The organism is Burkholderia sp. AU33423 (genome assembly GCF_002223135.1).
In the GTDB taxonomy this organism is placed as follows: domain Bacteria; phylum Pseudomonadota; class Gammaproteobacteria; order Burkholderiales; family Burkholderiaceae; genus Burkholderia; species Burkholderia lata_D.
In genome coordinates this window covers 1,968,676-1,987,174 of sequence record NZ_NKFH01000004.1, presented here as the reverse complement: position 1 = coordinate 1,987,174, position 18,499 = coordinate 1,968,676, and the positions used below count along the sequence as shown (strand labels likewise).

The window sequence follows — 18,499 nt, the reverse complement described above, 5'->3', positions numbered from 1 at the left end:
GCACCCCACACGCGCTCACCAAAAGAGTGCAGAATGGTGCGCATGCACCAAGATGATTCCAAAGGTGGGGCGCGCTGCGACGATTGCACCATCGCGGTGCTTTCGATTGGCAGGCGGTGGGCAGCCGAGCCCCGGAATTGCGCAGCACAGCCCCGTCGCGACGAGCGCTGGCGCGATTCGCGCCCATCTCGCGCATAGGTGGCACGGAAGCTGCTTTATAGGATTCGGTCGAATCGGGGCGCGCTGCGCCAAAGCAAGACCCCGGTCAGCTCGATAAACGAGGCGGTTCCCAGTCCGCCGGAATTGTTCAATCAGGAGAAGAGGTTATGAGTAAAACCGTCGCCGACGTCATGCAGCTCGTGAAGGACGAGGACGTCAAGTTTGTCGATTTCCGCTTCACGGATACGCGCGGCAAGGAACAGCACGTGTCGGTGCCGGTTTCGGCGTTTGACGAAGACAAGTTCGAAAGCGGCCATGCATTCGACGGCTCGTCGATCGCCGGCTGGAAGGGCATCGAGGCGTCGGACATGCTGCTCATGCCGGACCCGACCGCTGCCTTCATCGACCCGTTCTATGAAGAGTCGACCCTGGTTCTGACCTGCGACGTGGTCGAGCCGGCCGACGGCAAGGGCTACGAGCGCGACCCGCGTTCGCTCGCGAAGCGCGCCGAAGCGTACCTGAAGAGCACGGGCATCGGCGATACGGCCTACTTCGGTCCGGAACCGGAATTCTTCATTTTCGACTCGGTCCAGTGGAACACGGACATGTCGGGCTGCTTCGTGAAGATCAACTCGGAAGAAGCACCGTGGTCGGCCGGCAAGGAGTTCGAAGGCGGCAACACGGGCCACCGTCCGGGCACGAAGGGCGGCTACTTCCCGGTCGCGCCGGTCGACACGTTCCAGGACATGCGTTCGGAAATGTGCCTGCTGCTCGAACAGCTCGGCATCCCGGTCGAAGTGCACCACCACGAAGTGGCGGGCCAGGGCCAGAACGAAATCGGCACGAAGTTCTCGACGCTGGTGCAGCGCGCCGACTGGACGCAATGGTCGAAGTACATCATCCATAACGTCGCGCACTCGTACGGCAAGACGGCAACCTTCATGCCGAAGCCGGTCGTCGGCGACAACGGTTCGGGCATGCACGTTCACCAGTCGATCTGGAAGGACGGCCAGAACCTGTTCGCGGGCAACGGCTATGCCGGCCTGTCGGAACTGGCGCTGTTCTACATCGGCGGCATCATCAAGCACGCCCGTGCACTGAACGCGATCACGAACCCGACGACGAACTCGTACAAGCGTCTGGTCCCGCACTTCGAAGCACCGGTCAAGCTCGCCTACTCGGCACGCAACCGTTCGGCATCGATCCGCATTCCGCACGTGTCGAACCCGAAGGGCCGCCGTATCGAAACGCGCTTCCCGGATCCGATGGCGAACCCGTACCTGTTGTTCTCGGCACTGATGATGGCAGGCCTCGACGGGATCCAGAACAAGATCCATCCGGGCGAAGCCGCGGACAAGAACCTGTACGACCTGCCGCCGGAAGAGGATGCAAAGATCCCGACCGTCTGCGCGGGCCTCGACCAGGCAATCGAAGCGCTCGACAAGGATCGCGAGTTCCTGACCCGTGGCGGCGTGTTCACGGACGGCATGCTCGACGCGTACCTCGCGCTGAAGGAGCAGGAGCTGGCGAAGTTCCGCATGACGACGCACCCGATCGAGTTCGAGATGTACTACTCGCTCTAATCGGCGATGGCGCTTCGATTCAGCGCCGTCATGCCGGTTCGTTCCCGTCGCGCGGCCTGCGGCGGGAACGGCGGAGTCTGAAAGGGGCGGCGTCCAGCCGTCCCTTTTTTGTTCCGGTGATTTTCCTTTTCTGGCCCGTTGAGGCGCGACAAGCACGCAGATGGTTCTGAAGAATCTGATCAAGGCGAGAACGGGGCAGCCCGAGCGACTGACGGACGACGAGCGGCTCGCACGCTCGGGCCTGCTGGCGGGGCTGGAAGCGCTGCCGACGGTCGTGATCGTGCTCGACCGCAAGACGCTGCGGATCGCGTTCGCGAATCCGTCTGCCGAGGCGATGCTCGACATTTCGCGCCGGCAGCTCGCGCAGCGGCCGTGGGGCGAGATTTTTCCGAATGCGAACGAGCTCGCATCGACGATCACCGCGATCGGCGAGGAACGCTTTCACGCGACGCACCTCGATACCGTGCTCGACCGGCCCGGCCGCGAACCGCTGCATGTGCACGCGATCGTCGGCTTTCTCGAGACCGCGCCCGATTTCGTGCTCGTCGAGCTGTTCGAGAACGAGCGGCAGTCGCGCACCGATCGCGAGGAGCGCATCCACGACCTGACCGCGGTCAACAAGCAGTTGATCCGCAACCTCGCGCACGAGATCAAGAATCCGCTCGGCGGCATTCGCGGCGCAGCCCAGTTGCTCGAATTCGAGCTCGGCGAGCGCGAGCGTGGCGAGTTGCGCGAATACACGCAGGTGATCATCAAGGAGTCCGACCGCCTGCAGACGCTCGTCGACCGGTTGCTGGAGCCGCACCGGCACCCGCACATCGTCGGCGACGTGAACATTCATGAAGTATGCGAACGCGTGCGCGCGGTGATGCTGGCGGAATTCCCGCGCGGGCTCACGATCGAGCGCGACTACGACGTGAGCGTGCCGGACCTGCGCGGCGACAAGGAGCAACTGATCCAGGCGCTGCTCAACATCGTGCGCAACGCCGCGCAGGCGCTGCGCGAACGCATCGCGCAGGGCGACGCGAAGATCGAGCTGCGCACGCGCATCGCGCGCAAGGTGACGATCGCGAAGCGCCTGTACCGGCTGGCACTGGACTTGCACGTGATCGACAACGGGCCCGGCATTCCGGAGGAAATCCGCGACCGGATCTTCTACCCGCTCGTGTCCGGGCGCGACGACGGCAGCGGCCTCGGCCTCACGCTCGCGCAGACGTTCGTGCAGCAGCATGACGGGATGATCGAGGTCGAAAGCCGGCCCGGACGTACCGAATTTCAGATCCTGCTGCCGCTCGACCATTGAGCGGCAGCATGGCGATTCACCAGATTCACCAATATCTGACCGACCTATGAAGCCGATCTGGATAGTAGACGACGACCAATCGATCCGCTGGGTGCTCGAAAAGGCGCTCGCCCGGGACAGCTTCGCGACGAAGAGCTTCGCGAACGTGCGTGACGCGCTGGCCGCGCTCGACCACGAGACCCCGCAGGTGCTCGTATCCGACATCCGGATGCCGGGCGGCTCGGGCCTCGAGTTGCTGCAGGCGATGCACGAGCGCCTGCCGGGCCTGCCCGTCATCATCATGACGGCGTTCTCCGATCTCGACAGCGCCGTCGCGGCGTTCCAGGGCGGCGCGTTCGAATATCTCGCGAAGCCGTTCGACGTCGACAAGGCGGTCGAGCTGATCCGCCGCGCGGTGGAAGAAAGCCTGCGCGGCGGCGCGCCGCAGGACGAGCGTGTGGCCGAGGCGCCCGAGATGCTCGGCCAGGCGCCCGCGATGCAGGACATGTTCCGCGCGATCGGCCGCCTGTCGCACTCGGCCGCGACCGTGCTGATCACCGGCGAATCGGGCACCGGCAAGGAGCTCGTCGCGCGTGCACTGCACCGTCACAGCCCGCGTGCGAACGGGCCGTTCATCGCGCTGAACACCGCGGCGATTCCGAAGGACCTGCTCGAATCCGAGCTGTTCGGCCATGAGCGCGGCGCGTTCACCGGCGCGCAGACGACGCGGCAGGGCCGCTTCGAGCAGGCCGAGAACGGCACGCTGTTCCTCGACGAAATCGGCGACATGCCGTTCGACCTGCAGACGCGCCTGTTGCGCGTGCTGTCGGACGGGCAGTTCTATCGGGTCGGCGGCCACAACCCGCTGCGCGCGAACGTGCGCGTGATCGCCGCGACGCACCAGAATCTCGAATCGCGCGTGCGGCAGGGGCTGTTCCGCGAGGACCTTTACCACCGGCTCAACGTGATCCGGCTGCGCCTGCCGCCGCTGCGCGAACGCAGCGAGGACATCGCGCTGCTCACGCGCCACTTCCTGCAGAAGAGCGCGCGCGATCTCGGCGTCGAGCCGAAGCGCGTGTCCGACGAAGCGCTGGCTTATCTCACGTCGCTGGCGTTTCCCGGCAACGTGCGCCAGCTCGAGAACCTCGCGAACTGGCTGACCGTGATGGCGCCCGCGCAGACGGTCGAGATCAAGGACCTGCCGCCCGACCTCGTGCCGGCCGGTGCGCCGGTGGTCGCGACGGGCGACGGTGCGGATGCGCGCGGCAGCGGTGGCGAGACGGCGCTCGCGCAACCGGCGATCGGTGTCGCAGCGGGGGCGTCCGCGCCCGTCGGGGCGGCGCCGAACGGCGGTGCGCCGGCTGGCTATCCGGTCTGGGAGCATGGCTTGCGTACCGAAGTCGCACGGCTGTTGCGCGAGAACTCGGCCGACGTGATGGACGAACTCGCACGCCGCTTCGAGGCGGCCGTGATCCGTGAGGCGCTCGACTTCACGCGCGGCCGCAAGGTCGAGGCCGCGGAGCGGCTCGGCATCGGCCGGAACACGATCACGCGCAAGATCCAGGAACTCCATCTGGAGCCCTGAGCACGATTTGCGGCATGCGCGGGCGTCGCGCATGCCGCGATCGGACATAATCGCGGTTTGCACGCCGTTTGCCATTCCGCCGATCCTCAATGTCCGATTCCTTCCGCTGGCCCGCCGGGGCCGACCCGTTCCGTTTCCTCGAAGCGCTCGACAGCAAGCGCGCCCGCACGTGGGTCGACGAGCAGAATGCGCGCACGCGCGCCGCGCTGCGTGACGACGACGCGTATCGCGCGCTGACGGCGCGCCTCGCCAAAGCGTACCTGCCGCGCGAGCGCCCGGTGATTCCGACCCGCTGGCGCGACTGGGCCTACGACCTGTGGCAGGACGATCTTCATCCGAAGGGGCTGTGGCGCCGCACGCGCTGGGACGACTGGCGCGCGGGAAAACTGGCGTGGGAAACGCTGCTCGACGTCGACGCGCTCGGTGCGGAGGAGGGTGAGTCGTGGGTGTTCGAGCAGGACGCGATCCTGTATCCGGACGGCGATCGCGCGCTGCTGTCGCTGTCGCCGGGCGGCGCCGACGCGGTCGTCGTGCGCGAATTCGATCTCGTCGAACGCCGTTTCGTCGACGGCGGCTTCACGATCGACGAGCCGGGACATCACACGGTCGGCTGGATCGATCGCGATACCGTCTACGTGAGCTGGGATCGCGGCGAAGCGCATGCGACCGCCGCCGGCTATCCGTATGAGGCGCGGCGCTGGGTGCGTGGCACCGCGCTCGCCGATGCGCCCGTCGTCTTCCGCGGCGAACCCGACGACATCAGCGCGGGTGCGGGATACGATCCGATCGACAACCGTCACGTCGCGTGGCGCAGCGTCGATTTCTTCGACGCACATGCGTACCGCTTGACGGAGACGGGCGAGTGGGTGCGCTACGACGTACCGACCCACGTCGAGGTCGGGTTCTGGGAAGGCTGGCTCATGCTGGAGCCGCGCCTCGACTGGGATTGCGACGGCGTTCGCCATGCGGGCGGCTCGCTGCTCGCGATCCGCGAGCAGGCGTTTCTGGCCGGGTCGCGCGAACTCACGACGCTGTTCGCGCCGCAACCGTCGACGTCCGCATGCACGTGGACGCACACGCGCACGACGCTGATCGCGAGCTGGCTCGACGACGTGCACAACCGCACGATGCTGTGGCAGCCGAGCCAGGCCGACGACGGTACGTGGACGTGGGACGCGCGGCCGTTCGAGTGGCCGGGGCCGGGCGATGCGCAGATCGACGTCGAGCCCGTCGAATCGACGCTGAACGACGAGGTGTACGTCGACGTCGACACGTATCTCGATCCGCCCGAATGCTGGCTGGCCGATCTTGCCGATCGCGCGGACGATGCGCCGTCGCGCCGCGTGCTGCTCGACCGGCCGCCGGTGCAGTTCGACGCGGCCGGGCTCGTCGTGCGCCGCGCGAGCGCGCGTTCGCAAGACGGCACGATGGTGCCGTACACGCTGATCGGGCCGCGCGATGCGCTCGACGTGGCCGACGGCGCCGCGCGTGTCGCGCGGCCGTGCCTGCTGTCGGGCTATGGCGGCTTCGCGATTCCGAACCTGCCGGGCTACAGCGATGCGTTCGGTATCGGATGGCTCGAGCGCGGCGGCGTGATGGCGTTCGCGCACATCCGCGGCGGCGGCGAGTTCGGGCCGCGCTGGCACGTCGATGCACAGCGCGAACATCGCCAGCGTTCCTTCGACGATTTCATCGCGGTGGCCGAGGATCTGGTCGCGACCGGCGTGACGACCGCCGCGCAGCTCGGCATCGAGGGGGGCAGCAACGGCGGGCTGCTGGTTGCCGCGTGCATGGTGCAGCGGCCGGCGCTGTTCGGCGCGGTGCTCTGCCGCGTGCCGCTGCTCGATATGCGGCGTTATCCGAAGCTGCACGCGGGCGCCGCTTGGCTCGACGAGTACGGCGATCCGGACGATCCGCACGAAGGGGCGGCGCTGGCCGCGTACTCGCCGTATCACCGCGTGCGCGAAGGCGTCACGTATCCGCCGCTACTGCTGACGACGTCGACGCGCGACGACCGCGTGCATCCGGCGCACGCACGCAAGATGGCCGCGCGCATGCAGGCGCTCGGTCACGAACGGGTGTGGTACTGGGAGAACACCGACGGCGGCCACGGCAACGCCGACGATCTGGAACGCGCGGAAGCCGATGCGGCCGAATTCGGGTTCCTGTGGGCCCATCTCGGGCCGGCGCCCGCGCGGCGCTGAACGCGCGCGGGCTGCCCGGGAGATCAGCCGACGACCGCGACGACGGGCGTGTGGTCGGACGGCTGTTCCCACGTGCGCGGCGTGCGATCGACTTCGCACGACGTGCAGGTTTCCGCGAGCGCCGGCGACAGCAGCACGTGGTCGATGCGCAGCCCCGCGTTGCGGCGGAACGCCATCATCCGGTAGTCCCACCACGTGAAGGTCTTCTCCGGCTGTTCGAAGCGGCGGAACGCGTCGACGAAACCCAGCTCGATCAGTTGCGCGAAGTGGGCGCGCTCCTGCGGCGACACGAGGTTCTGGCCTTCCCATTTCGCCGGGTCGTGCACGTCGCGGTCTTCCGGCGCGATGTTGTAGTCGCCGAGCAGCGCGAGCTTCGGGTAGCGCTGCAGCTCGGTGCGCAGCCATGCCTGCAGCGCGTCGAGCCACTGCATCTTGTAGACGAACTTGTCGGAGTCGGGCGCCTGGCCGTTCGGGAAATAGGCGGACACGATGCGCACGCCTTCGACCGTCACGGCGATCACGCGCTGCTGCGGATCGTCGAAGCCGGGGATGTTGCGCACGACGTCCGATTCGTCGACGGCGAGCGTGTCGCGCACGAGGATCGCGACGCCGTTGTAGGTCCTCTGGCCCGTGAACCAGCTGCGGTAGCCGATGGCCTCGAGATCGGCGCGCGGATACTTCTCGTCCGGCAGCTTCAGTTCCTGCAGGCACAGCACGTCGGTTCCGCTGTGCGCGAGCCAGTCGAGCACATGCTGCTTGCGGACGTTGAGCGAGTTGACGTTCCAGGTGGCGATTTTCATGAACGGAGTGTGCGTGCGGGGTAAATGCGAAGGCCGCCATCTTACCGCGAGCACGCCGCGCGAACGCGCGCATCATGCGGGGCGGGAGAGGCGCCGCGCGCGGCCGTTTCGATGAACCGAGAAGAAATTGTGACAAAAGTGTTGACGTGAGTACTTCCTCACCCTATAATTTATTTCTCTGACGCGGGGTGGAGCAGTCTGGCAGCTCGTCGGGCTCATAACCCGAAGGTCGTAGGTTCAAATCCTACCCCCGCAACCAAGCACACTAGGCGATGTGCAGCGCAAGTGACCGATGCGCACTTCGTCTACGAAAAACCCGGCTTCGTGCCGGGTTTTTTGTTTTCCGGCGCCGAAACGCGCATGCGGCATGCGCCGCATGCGCAGGCCCGTGCAGATCTGCCGGGCCCTTTCCGATCAGCGCGTGCCGTCGGGCGCCGTGTCCGGTTGCGTATCGGTATCGCGGCTGCGTGCGAAGTCGACCAAATCCTTCGGATATACCAGCCGATCGCGCAGGCTGCTGTCGTCGAGCGCCAGCAGATAGGCTGCCGCGGCCGCTTCGACGGCCCAATAGCCGAAATAGATCTTTCTGCCTTTGCCCTTCACACGGACGTCGAGATGCCCGTCGTGCCACGTTGCGTCGTGCATCGCCGGATACCAGGTGTCGAGATAGGTGGCAATGTCGTCGATAGATTCCGCCTTCGTGTCGCGGTAAAAGCTGAAGACGAGCGGACGATACGGGACGTCGTGATACCACTGGTCGACATCGGCGCGGCCTTCGAGTTCGTACGCGAGCAGGTCTTCGTACAGCGTATCGCGGGCGCGATAGGCGGGATCGAACATCGCGACGATGCGCGGCAGCAGGTCGCGGCGATGCAACAGGTAACAGAAACCGATCAGTTGCATCACGGTCTCGTAGTCTTCGATGCTGTCGAACCAGAGTGGCGGCTGGCGATCGTTTTCCTCGTGCGCGCGGCACGCGTCGGTGCAGCGCTCGTACGCGGCGATCACCGGTTCGAGCGCATCGCGCAGCAGCGTCAGGTCCATGCCGCTCGTGTACATGAGCAGGAAGCGCGGGTAGTAACCGGACACGAGATGGCGTGCGGTCAGCGCCTTCTGTTCGTTTTCGGTGCTGCCCACCGGCGAGATGTTTTCCGACCAGTACGCGACGCGCTCGTCCAGATACGGCTGCAGCCAGTCGAAATAGTCCTCGCTCAGGAATCGCTGGCGCCGCTTCGCACGAAACGCGTCGGAGCCGCTGGCGTCGCAGCGCAGGTCGTCGGCCAACAATCTGCCCGACGCGACGAAATCGTCGTAGGTCGTGTCGCGAGGCGGCTGCTGTCGCGAGAAGTACGCGTGAGACAAGCCGCCGAAGCCGAATCCCCAGACCCAGTCACCCGGCCCGTTGATCCCGAGCAGATGCCGTACGCCTCGCGCGTCGTTGGCTGCGATGCACGCCTGGATCTGCATCCAGGTCGCGTGGCAGGATTCGCGGGTGGTCGCGATGAAGTCGTCATCGTCGGACAGCCACGACAACTCGTCGAGATTGGCCGAAAAGCCCGCAGGCTCGCCGTTTTCCGTCAGGCGCGCCGCCTGCTCGCCGAGGTACCGGGCTGCGCCGTCGAGCTGACGTGCCAGCCACGGTGTCTCGCCGCGCCGCGCATGCTGTCCAAGGAAGGTGGAGAGCGTACCCAGCCGCGCCACGGCGGCGTCGGCATCGCTGGTCAGGTTGTCGGTGCCCGCATCGCCGAACACGCGCTGATCGGCGATCGCCGCGCCTCGGGCACCGTCGGCCAGCAGGATGCGCCACAGGGTCGGGAAGTGGTTGTTGGCCTCGGCGACCTGGGTCATGCGGGCGCCGTTGCCCGAGTTGCTCCGAAGGTACAGCCATGCGCGATTTCCCATGCGGCGAATCGTCCTGATCGGGTGAGGTAGGGTCGAGGTCGATATCCTAACAAGCTGTTCGGCGCGACGCGTTGCGAACGCTTGGCCGCATGCGTCGAGGTTTGTCCGCCGGCTGGTCGGGAGCGGATCGATCGGTGTATGCGGCTGGCCGCGGATTTCAGTGAAGCCGCCGTATCGGTGGCAGGTGCCGCGTGCGTGTCAGCGCGCCGCCCACTCGACGGCCGCCTTCGCATGCAGCGCGGTCGTATCGAATACCGGCAGCGGCGAGTCGTCCGCACCGATCAGCAGCGTAATTTCCGTGCAGCCGAGGATCACGGCCTGCGCGCCGCGCCGGGCCAGTTCCTCGATGATCGCCACGTACGTCGCGCGAGATTCCGGCGAGACGATGCCGTGGCACAGCTCGTCGTAGATGATCCGGTGCACGTCGTCGCGCCCGCGTTCGTCTGGCACCAGCACGTCGAGCCCGAACTTCTCGCGCAGCCGCTCCGCGTAGAACGGCAACTCCATCGTGTAGCGCGTGCCGAGCAGCGCGACGCGCTCGACGCCCGCATCGCGCAGCGCAGTGCCGGTCGGATCGGCGATGTGCAGGAACGGCAGCGTCACCGCGGCTTCGATCGCATCGCAGACGCGATGCATCGTATTGGTGGTCAGCACGACGAGATCGGCGCCGGCCGCCTCGAGCTGTCGCGCGGCGTCGGCCATCCGTTCGCCGAGCGCGGCCCAGTCGTGCGTGCGCTGCAGCGCTTCGATCTCCGCGAAATCGACCGTGACCAGCACGCTCTTCGCGTTGTGGTGCCCGCCGTGCAATGCCTTCGAGTACCGGTTGATCATCCGGTAGTACTCTGCCGACGATTCCCAGCTCATGCCGCCGATCAGTCCGATCGTCTTCATCCGTCACCTTTGCGTTTCGTGTATCGCGGCAGACGAGTATAGGTGCCGCTGCGCGTGCCCGGCCGGTACGATCCGCGCAAACCGGGCCGGTACGGCGCAGTTGGTTGCGGACGGCCGGTTGCGGACGGCCGGCCCCGGGCGTACGCGGCGGTTGAAACCGGCACTGTGTTTTTGTACAGTATCGACACCGTGAACCCGACCACCATCCCGCCTGCCGATCCGCACGCGTCGCCGCCCGGCGACGCGCCGCCGCGCATGCGCAAGATCATTCATTGCGACTGCGACTGCTTCTACGCGTCGGTCGAGATGCGCGACGACCCGTCGCTGCGCAACCGGCCGCTCGCCGTCGGCGGCCGGCCCGACCAGCGCGGCGTGATCGCGACCTGCAACTACGAGGCGCGGCGCTACGGCGTGCATTCGGCAATGTCGTCGGCGCTGGCGATGCGCAAGTGTCCGGACCTGCTGATCCTGCCGTCCGCGATGGACAAGTACCGCGCGGCGTCGCGGCAGATCATGGCGATCTATCGCGACTACACGCCGGACGTCGAGCCGCTGTCGCTCGACGAGGCGTACCTCGACGTCAGCGGGTCGGAGCGGTGCCAGGGGAGTGCCACGCTGATTGCGCGGGAGATCCGCCAGCGCGTGTTCGACACGGTCGGCGTGACCGTGTCGGCCGGCGTCGCGCCGAACAAATTCATCGCGAAGATCGCGTCCGACTGGAACAAGCCCGACGGGCTGTTCGTCGTGCGGCCGCACGAGATCGACGCGTTCGTCGCGGCGCTGCCGGTGCGCAAGCTGCACGGCGTCGGCAAGGTGACGGCCACGCGGCTCGACCGGCTCGGCATCCAGACCTGCGCGCAGTTGCGCGACTGGCCGCTGATCGACCTGCACCGTGAATTCGGCGCGTTCGGGCGGCGGTTGTACGAACTGTCGCGCGGGATCGACGAGCGGCGCGTGCAGGCCGACCAGGAGCGCAAGTCGGTTAGCGTCGAGACGACCTACGTGACCGACCTGACGACGCTCGAGCAGTGCGCGGACGAAATCCGCCGCCTCGTCGTGCAGCTCGACGCGCGGATCGAACGGGCGGGCGCCGCGCGCTCGATCCGCAAGCTGTACGTGAAGATCCGCTTCGCCGATTTCCAGCGCACGACGGTCGAGTGCGTGGCCGATGCGACGAATGCGGACACGGCCGTCACGCTGCTCGCGAAGGGGCTGCAACGGCGTGCGCAGGCGGTGCGGCTGCTCGGCGTCGGCGTGCGCATCGACGAAGATACCGCCGAGCGCCATGGGCAGTTCTCGCTGTTCGACGACGCGTCGCCGGCACCATGAAAAAAGCACCGCCGAAGCGGTGCTTTGTTTCCATGCAGCGGAAAGGGCCAGGCGGCGCGCTTAGTGCGCGGGCGCGGCCATCCCGTTGTGGCGCAGCAGTGCATCGATCTGCGGCTCGCGGCCGCGGAACGCCTTGAACGAATCCATCGCCGGGCGGCTGCCGCCGACCTCGAGGATTTCGCGGCGATAGCGCGTGCCGGTCGCCGCATCGAGCACGCTGCCGCTCGCGGCCGCCGCTTCCTCGAACGCCGCATACGCGTCGGCCGACAGCACCTCGGCCCACTTGTAGCTGTAATAGCCGGCCGCGTAACCGCCCGCGAAGATGTGGCTGAACGTGTTCGGCCAGCGCGAGAAGGGGGCCTGCGGGATCACGTGATAGCGCTCGTTGATCTCGCGCGCGAATTCGGTCACGCCGGTGGCGCCCGCCGGGTCGAAGTCGACGTGCAGCAGCATGTCGAACATCGAGAACACGATCTGGCGCAGCGTGCCGAGCCCGCTCTGGAAGTTCTTCGCCGCGATCATCTTGTCGAACAGCTCGCGCGGCAGCGTGGCGCCCGTGTCGACGTGCGACGACATCGACGACAGCACGTCCCATTCCCAGCAGAAGTTTTCCATGAACTGCGACGGCAGCTCGACGGCATCCCATTCGACGCCGTTGATGCCCGACACGCCGAGCTCGTCGACGCGCGTGAGCATGTGGTGCAGCCCGTGGCCGAATTCATGGAACAGCGTGATGACTTCGTCGTGCGTGAAGCACGCGGGCTTGCCGCCGACCGGCGCCGAGAAGTTGCAGGTGAGATACGCGACCGGCGTCTGCACGGAGCTGCCGCGCTTCGCGCGCGAACGCGCGTCGTCCATCCATGCGCCGCCGCGCTTGCCTTCGCGCGCGTACAGGTCGAGATAGAACTGCGCGACGAGCGAACCGTCACGGTTCTCGACGCGGAAGAAACGCACGTCCTTGTGCCACACCGGCGCGTCGTCCGGCTTGATCTGCACGCCGAACAGCGTCTCGGTGACGGTGAACAGACCCTTCAGCGCGGCCGGTTCCGGGAAGTACTGCTTGACCTCGTTTTCCGAGAACGCGTAGCGCTGCTGGCGCAGCTTTTCGGCCGCGAATGCGACGTCCCACGGCGCGAGTTCGGCGAGGCCGAGTTCCTTCGCGGCGAACGTGCGCAGCTCGTCCCAGTCCTTGTCCGCGTGCGGGCGCGCGCGCGTCGCGAGATCCTCGAGGAACGCGATCACCTGCTGCGGCGATTCGGCCATCTTCGGCGCGAGCGACACTTCGGCGAAGTTGCGGAAGCCGAGCATCAGCGCTTCTTCGCGGCGCAGCTTCAGCGCATCGGCGACGATCGCCGTGTTGTCCCATTCGGCCTTGCCGTCACCATACTGCGGCCCGAGTTCCGATGCGCGCGTTGCGTAGGCGCGGTAGAGCGTCTCGCGCAGGGCGCGGTTGTCGGCGTATTGCAGCACCGGGAAGTACGACGGGAAGTGCAGCGTGAATTTCCAGCCTTCCTTGGCATCCTTTTGCGCGGCTTCGCGGGCGGCCTCGATCGCGTCGCCGGGCAGGCCGGCCAGATCGGCCTCGTCCTGCACGAAGTACGCGTACGCGTTGGTCGCGTCGAGCACGTGATCGGAGAATGCCTTCGACAGCGCGGCCTGCTGTTCCTGCAGTTCGGCGAAACGCGGCTTCTGGTCCTCGGGCAGCTCGGCGCCCGACAGGCGGAAATCGCGCAGGGCGTTGTCGAGGATCTTCTTGCGTTCGGTGGACAGCGTTGCGTATTCGGCGCTTGCGGCGATCGCCTTGTACTTCTCGTACAGCGCGAGGTTCTGGCCGACGCTCGACCAGAATTCGGTCACGCGCGGCAGGTTCTCGCCATAGGCGGCCCGCAGTTCGGGCGTATCGGCAACCGCGTTCAGGTGGCCGACGATGCCCCACGCGCGACCGAGCGGCTCCGTCGCGCGCTCGACCGTCTCGACGACTGCAGCCCAGGTTGCCGGCGTCGCGGCTGCGCTTGCCGTCTCGACCGCACGGTTGGCGTCATCGAGCAGCGTGTCGAGCGCGGGCGTCACGTGTTCCGGGCGGATCTCGCCGAAGCGGGGCAGGCCCGAGAAATCGAGCAGCGGGTTGGTGTTGGCGCTGGCGGACATAAGACTCCCTGTCTGTTGCCGGATGAACCGGAGTGAAAAGGGTAGGGCGCGCAAGGCAATGCGGCGCCCGATATCGACATTATTGGGGCGCATCGCGCGCTTTCCAATCGTTAGTTTCTAACGACGCGATTGGTGCGGGGTCGAATGGGGGAGAAGCGTCGGGTGGCGCGGCCGACAGGATGCGGCCGGCGAGGCCGGCGAGGCGCCGGCGCGCGGAACCGCGCGCCGGCTGAATGGGGCAGGCGCTCAGGCGGCTGCGTCGGCGGCGCGCTCGGCGGCTTCGATCGTGTTGATCAGCAGCATCGTGATGGTCATCGGGCCGACGCCACCCGGCACCGGCGTGATGTGGCCGGCCACTTCCTTCACACCGGCGAAGTCGACGTCGCCGCACAGCTTGCCCGCGTCGTCGCGGTTCATGCCGACGTCGATCACCGTCGCGCCGGGCTTCACCATGTCGGCGGTCAGGATGTTGCGCTTGCCGACCGCGGCGACCACGATGTCAGCCTGCCGCGTGTGCGCGGCGAGGTCGCGCGTCTTGCTGTGGCAGATCGTCACGGTCGCGCCGGCGTCGAGCAGCATCATCGCCATCGGCTTGCCGACGATGTTCGAGCGACCGATCACGACCGCGTTCGCGCCCTGCAGCGGGATGTCGTGCGCCTCGAACATCTTCATCACGCCGTACGGCGTGCACGGGCGGAACAGCGGCTTGCCGGTCATCAGCGCGCCGGCGTTCGCGACGTGGAAGCCGTCGACGTCCTTCTCCGGCGCGATCGCCTCGAGCACCTTGTGGCTGTCGATGTGCTTGGGCAGCGGCAGCTGGACGAGGATGCCGTGGATCTTCGGATCGCGGTTCAGCGCGTCGATGCGCGCGAGCAGGTCGGCTTCCGACAGCGTGTCCGGGTACGCATCCTTCAGCGAGAAGAAACCGTTGTCCTCGCACGCCTTGATCTTGTTGCGCACGTAGACTTCGCTCGCCGGGTTGGCGCCGACGAGGATCACCGCGAGACCGGGCTGGTGGCCGCGTGCGGTCAGGGCGGCGGCGCGTTCGGCGGCCTGTGCGCGCAGGGTCTTCGAAAGGGCGTTGCCGTCGATGAGGAGGGCTGTCATGGTGGTGGTCCTGCCGGGAAGTTGGAATGCGGTCGTGCGGCGCCCGAAGCGTCGCAGCAAAGCACGCGATTATACCGTTCGCCTGCCGCCGTCCGACAACGAATAAGCAGGAAGCGTCATGGCCGCGGCGCTCACGCGCCGGGAGAAAGGCCGCCGCCGCGCGAGTGGGCCGCATCGCGCGGGGCGGCCAGGACTGGCTGCGGGCCGGGCGGGCAGCGCTGCCGCGGCCCGGCGCTCGCTCAGGCCTGCTTCTTCGACAGCGCGAGGCGCAGCAGGTCGGCCACCGTGTTGACGTTGAGCTTTTCCATGATGTTCGCGCGGTGCGCTTCGACCGTCTTGATGCTGATGCCGAGATCGTCGGCGATCTGCTTGTTCAGACGGCCCGCGATGATCCGTTCGAGCACCTGCTGCTCGCGCGCGGTCAGCTTCGACAGGCGTTCGCTCGCGGCACGCTGTTCCTGGACGCTCTTGCTTTCGCTTCGGGCCTTGTCGAGCATCCGCTCGACGAGCTTGCGCAGCTCCGCTTCGTCGAACGGTTTCTCGATAAAGTCCATCGCACCCTTTTTCATCGTCGAGACGGCCATCGGCACGTCGCCGTGACCCGTGACGAAGATGATCGGCAGCGCGGCATTGTCGGCAATCAGGCGCTCCTGCAGTTCGAGGCCGCTCATGCCCGACATCCGGACGTCGAGGATCAGGCACGCGATCTGGCCGGCCTGCTGGGCAGGCTGGTAGGCATCGAGGAACTGCTCGGCGCTCGAGAAGCATTGCACGCGATAGCCGTTCGCCTCCAGCAGCCAGCGCAGCGAGTCCCGTACGGCCTCGTCGTCGTCGACGACAAAGACGGTTTCCTGAGTGGTGGTGACAGGGCTATTCATAGTTCTCCCGTAACGGTATGTGATGCCGATGCCTCGCGCCCCCCTTGGCCGAGATCAGCGGGTTCCCCAATGGGCAGGCTGCAGTGGAACGTTGCGCCGGATATGCGGCCATCCGGCTCGACGTTGTTGACCACCCACAGACGCCCCCGATGCGATTCGATGATCGAACGGCAGATATTCAGCCCCATGCCCATGCCATCGGACTTGGTGCTGTAAAACGGTTCAAACAGGCGCTCGGCGCTCGCTTCGTCGACGCCCGGGCCCTGGTCGATCACGCGGATGTCGACGAAGCCCGCGTCGATGTCGGCGACGACGCGGATCACGCCGTCCACCGACGCCGGCTTCACGTCGGCCATTGCCTCGGCCGCGTTCTTCATCAGGTTCACGAGCACCTGCTCGATCAGCACGGGGTCGACATAAATAATAGGCATTCTTGCGAGGATTTCCGTGACGATCCGGATCCTGCGCTTCCTGGCCTCGATTTCGGCGAGCCCGACCGCGTCGGCGACGATGTCCGCGACCCGCGCCGGCTGGCGCTTCGGCTCGCTGCGCTTCACGAATTCGCGGATCCGCTTGACGATCATCCCCGCGCGCAGCGCCTGCTGCGCGGTCTTTTCCAGCGCGGGCTGCAGCGTCTCCGGCGTGCCGCGGCCGCTCTTCACGAGCGCGAGCGTGCCCGAGCAGTAGTTGTTGATCGCGGCGAGCGGCTGGTTCAATTCGTGAGCAATCGACGACGCCATTTCACCCATCGTCATCAATCGGCTCGTGAACTGCAGCTTCTCTTCCTGCTGGTGCGCGAGTTCCTGTGCCTTCTTGCGGGTCGTGATGTCGGTCGCGATCTGCATCTGTGCGAGGTGGCCGTCCACCCACTGGATGTACTGTCGGCGTACCTCGAACCACTTCTGGATGCTCTCGACGTACACCTCCTGCGCATCGGCGGTGCTGCTCGTCAGCGCGGCGGCCGGCAGGCCCGCGAACGCGTCGACCATGTCGATCGAGTCGGACGATGCCTGCGCGCGGTCGAAGCCGCCGCCCGACAGCTCGAGATGGCCGTCCGGACGAATGCCGAACAGGTGGCGGTAGTAGCGGTTCGCGAACAGCAGCTCGGCTTCGTCGGCGGCCAGCACCGACACCGCGGCGTCGAGGCTTTCGAGCACCGTCGTGAAGCGCTCGTGCGCGGCCGCCAGTTCCTCGCGCGCACGTTTCGGCTCGGTGATGTCGGTCATCGACGACATCCAGCCGGTCTGGCGGCCCGAGCTGTCGATCAGCGGCGACACGTACAGGCGCGCATGGAACAGCGTGCCGTTCTTGCGCCGCACGCGCAGCTCGAAGCCCGAGCTCGGCGCCTTGCCGCGCAGCGTCATGTCGAGCTGGCGCTGCATTTCCGGGTACGCGTCGCGCGGCCAGTACGGGAACGGCGCGACCTTGCCGACGAGGTCGGTTTCGTCCCAGCCCGTCATCCGGCAGAACGCGGGGTTCACGTGCGTGATGCGGCCGTGCATGTCGAGCACGCGCATGCCGATCAGCACCGAGTTCTCCATCGCGCGGCGGAAGAACGCTTCCGCGTACAGCGCCTGCTGCGCCTCGAAGCGCTGGCGCGTGTGTTTCCACAGGCTCCAGAGGCTCCACAGCACGAAGCACGACAGGCCTGCGACGAGCCATACGAGCGTGTTGTTGGTCAGGTTCGTGAGCTGCGGGAATGCGTACACGCGCACGGTCAGCCCCTGGCCGGGCGGATCGAGCGGCAGGTCGTAGTGCGAGTCGCGCGGCAGGCGCGGGCGCGTCGACGTGGACGACAGCTCGCGGTTGTTCGCGTCGGTGATCGAGATCTTGTACTTCGACGACAACTCCTGCGGGATGTCGTGCTTCAGGATGCCTTCGACCGAGAACACCGCGGCGATCGAGCCGAGGTACTCGCGGTCGCCGCGCATCACGGGTGTCTGCAGCGTGATGAAGCCGTTGCCGAAGTCGTCGTAGATCAGCGGCGAATACGCCTGACGGCGCGTGCTGCGCGCCTCGTCGTACGCGCCGCGCACGGCGTCCTGCATCTGCGCTTCGCCGGGCTTCGCGAGCCGCTGGCCGAGCAGCGGCGGATGCACGGTCGGCCAGCGCTGCACGCCGGGCGACGTGTACCAGTTCAGGTAGAGGATTTCCGGATGCGTCTGCATCACGTCCGCGACCGCCATCTGGAACGCGTTCTGGTCGAGGCGGCCGGAGGCGAGATCGCGCGACAGCGCCTGGAGTTGTTCCTGCGCGCCCGTCATCGACAGGCGGATCTGCTGCTGCGCCCACGCGACGTTACGGAAGAGGGTGTCTTCCTGCTGCTGCTGTTCGCGGCGATTGAGGCTCCACAGGATGAGGCTCATCACCACCAGGAACACCAGGATCGACAGCAGGGGCGTCAGCAAATAGGAATTGGACCACCACGGTCCGTGGTGCCAACGGGACGGCTGCGACTCCGCCGGCGGGCCCGACGGTCGCGCCGAGCGTGCGAAAAGCCGATCGGTCAACATGGCAGGATTGTAGCGCAGCGCAATACATGGAAAACCTATACCGGATATGTTGAACGGAAACGGATTTGTTCAGCCTCGACTCGCCGGAGAGCCCCGAAATATGGGTGCAGCGCAGCAA

Annotated in this window: 12 protein-coding genes and 1 tRNA gene; 6 read left to right on the top strand and 7 right to left on the bottom strand. The window is 66.7% G+C overall.

The features are described 5' to 3' along the window. The first annotated feature begins 326 nt into the window (after positions 1-326). The 4 genes from glnA (at position 327) to CFB50_RS11930 (ending at position 6,813) form a co-directional block, all read left to right on the top strand. A complete protein-coding gene (gene glnA, locus CFB50_RS11945) occupies positions 327-1,742 on the top strand; it encodes a type I glutamate--ammonia ligase (RefSeq protein WP_039364811.1) in 1,416 nt (471 codons plus the stop codon). Positions 1,743-1,902: 160 nt separating this feature from the next. Then, complete coding sequence (gene glnL, locus CFB50_RS11940) at positions 1,903-3,045, top strand: nitrogen regulation protein NR(II) (RefSeq protein ID WP_069248373.1); 1,143 nt, start codon at positions 1,903-1,905, stop codon at positions 3,043-3,045. A gap of 46 nt (positions 3,046-3,091) precedes the next feature. Further along, positions 3,092-4,609 (top strand): nitrogen regulation protein NR(I), encoded by a 1,518-nt coding sequence (gene ntrC / locus CFB50_RS11935; protein WP_089445956.1) that lies wholly within the window; start codon positions 3,092-3,094, stop codon positions 4,607-4,609. 89 nt (positions 4,610-4,698) lie between these two features. Next, positions 4,699-6,813 (top strand): prolyl oligopeptidase family serine peptidase, encoded by a 2,115-nt coding sequence (locus CFB50_RS11930; RefSeq protein WP_089445955.1) that lies wholly within the window; start codon positions 4,699-4,701, stop codon positions 6,811-6,813. A gap of 23 nt (positions 6,814-6,836) precedes the next feature. On the opposite strand, the gene xth is transcribed toward CFB50_RS11930, so the two are convergent. After that, on the bottom strand, positions 6,837-7,613 hold the full coding sequence (gene xth / locus CFB50_RS11925) for an exodeoxyribonuclease III (protein ID WP_089445954.1): 777 nt from the start codon (positions 7,611-7,613) through the stop codon (positions 6,837-6,839). A gap of 182 nt (positions 7,614-7,795) precedes the next feature. Between xth and CFB50_RS11920 the strand changes: the two genes are divergently transcribed. Then, positions 7,796-7,872 (top strand) — tRNA-Met (locus tag CFB50_RS11920). Between the two features lie 155 nt (positions 7,873-8,027). On the opposite strand, the gene CFB50_RS11915 is transcribed toward CFB50_RS11920, so the two are convergent. Together CFB50_RS11915 and CFB50_RS11910 are read right to left on the bottom strand one after the other, a co-directional pair. Beyond that, positions 8,028-9,515 (bottom strand): DUF1911 domain-containing protein, encoded by a 1,488-nt coding sequence (locus CFB50_RS11915; RefSeq protein ID WP_256978954.1) that lies wholly within the window; start codon positions 9,513-9,515, stop codon positions 8,028-8,030. Between the two features lie 198 nt (positions 9,516-9,713). Then, positions 9,714-10,406 (bottom strand): aspartate/glutamate racemase family protein, encoded by a 693-nt coding sequence (locus tag CFB50_RS11910; protein ID WP_089445953.1) that lies wholly within the window; start codon positions 10,404-10,406, stop codon positions 9,714-9,716. A 165-nt stretch (positions 10,407-10,571) separates the two neighbouring features. Between CFB50_RS11910 and dinB the strand changes: the two genes are divergently transcribed. Further along, a complete protein-coding gene (gene dinB / locus CFB50_RS11905) occupies positions 10,572-11,735 on the top strand; it encodes a DNA polymerase IV (RefSeq protein WP_089445952.1) in 1,164 nt (387 codons plus the stop codon). Between the two features lie 60 nt (positions 11,736-11,795). Here dinB and CFB50_RS11900 read toward each other — a convergent pair whose 3' ends face one another. The 4 genes from CFB50_RS11900 to fixL all read right to left on the bottom strand — a co-directional run bounded on the left by CFB50_RS11900 (position 11,796) and on the right by fixL (position 18,381). Beyond that, positions 11,796-13,883 (bottom strand): M3 family metallopeptidase, encoded by a 2,088-nt coding sequence (locus CFB50_RS11900; RefSeq protein WP_089445951.1) that lies wholly within the window; start codon positions 13,881-13,883, stop codon positions 11,796-11,798. A gap of 246 nt (positions 13,884-14,129) precedes the next feature. Then, entirely contained in the window at positions 14,130-14,990 is an 861-nt protein-coding gene (folD, locus tag CFB50_RS11895; RefSeq protein ID WP_089445950.1) for a bifunctional methylenetetrahydrofolate dehydrogenase/methenyltetrahydrofolate cyclohydrolase FolD, read from the bottom strand. 239 nt (positions 14,991-15,229) lie between these two features. Continuing rightward, a complete protein-coding gene (gene fixJ, locus CFB50_RS11890) occupies positions 15,230-15,868 on the bottom strand; it encodes an oxygen response regulator transcription factor FixJ (RefSeq protein WP_006493245.1) in 639 nt (212 codons plus the stop codon). Next, on the bottom strand, positions 15,865-18,381 hold the full coding sequence (gene fixL / locus CFB50_RS11885) for an oxygen sensor histidine kinase FixL (RefSeq protein WP_089445949.1): 2,517 nt from the start codon (positions 18,379-18,381) through the stop codon (positions 15,865-15,867). Before fixL ends, fixJ begins: the two co-directional genes overlap by 4 nt. Positions 18,382-18,499 lie beyond the last annotated feature (118 nt).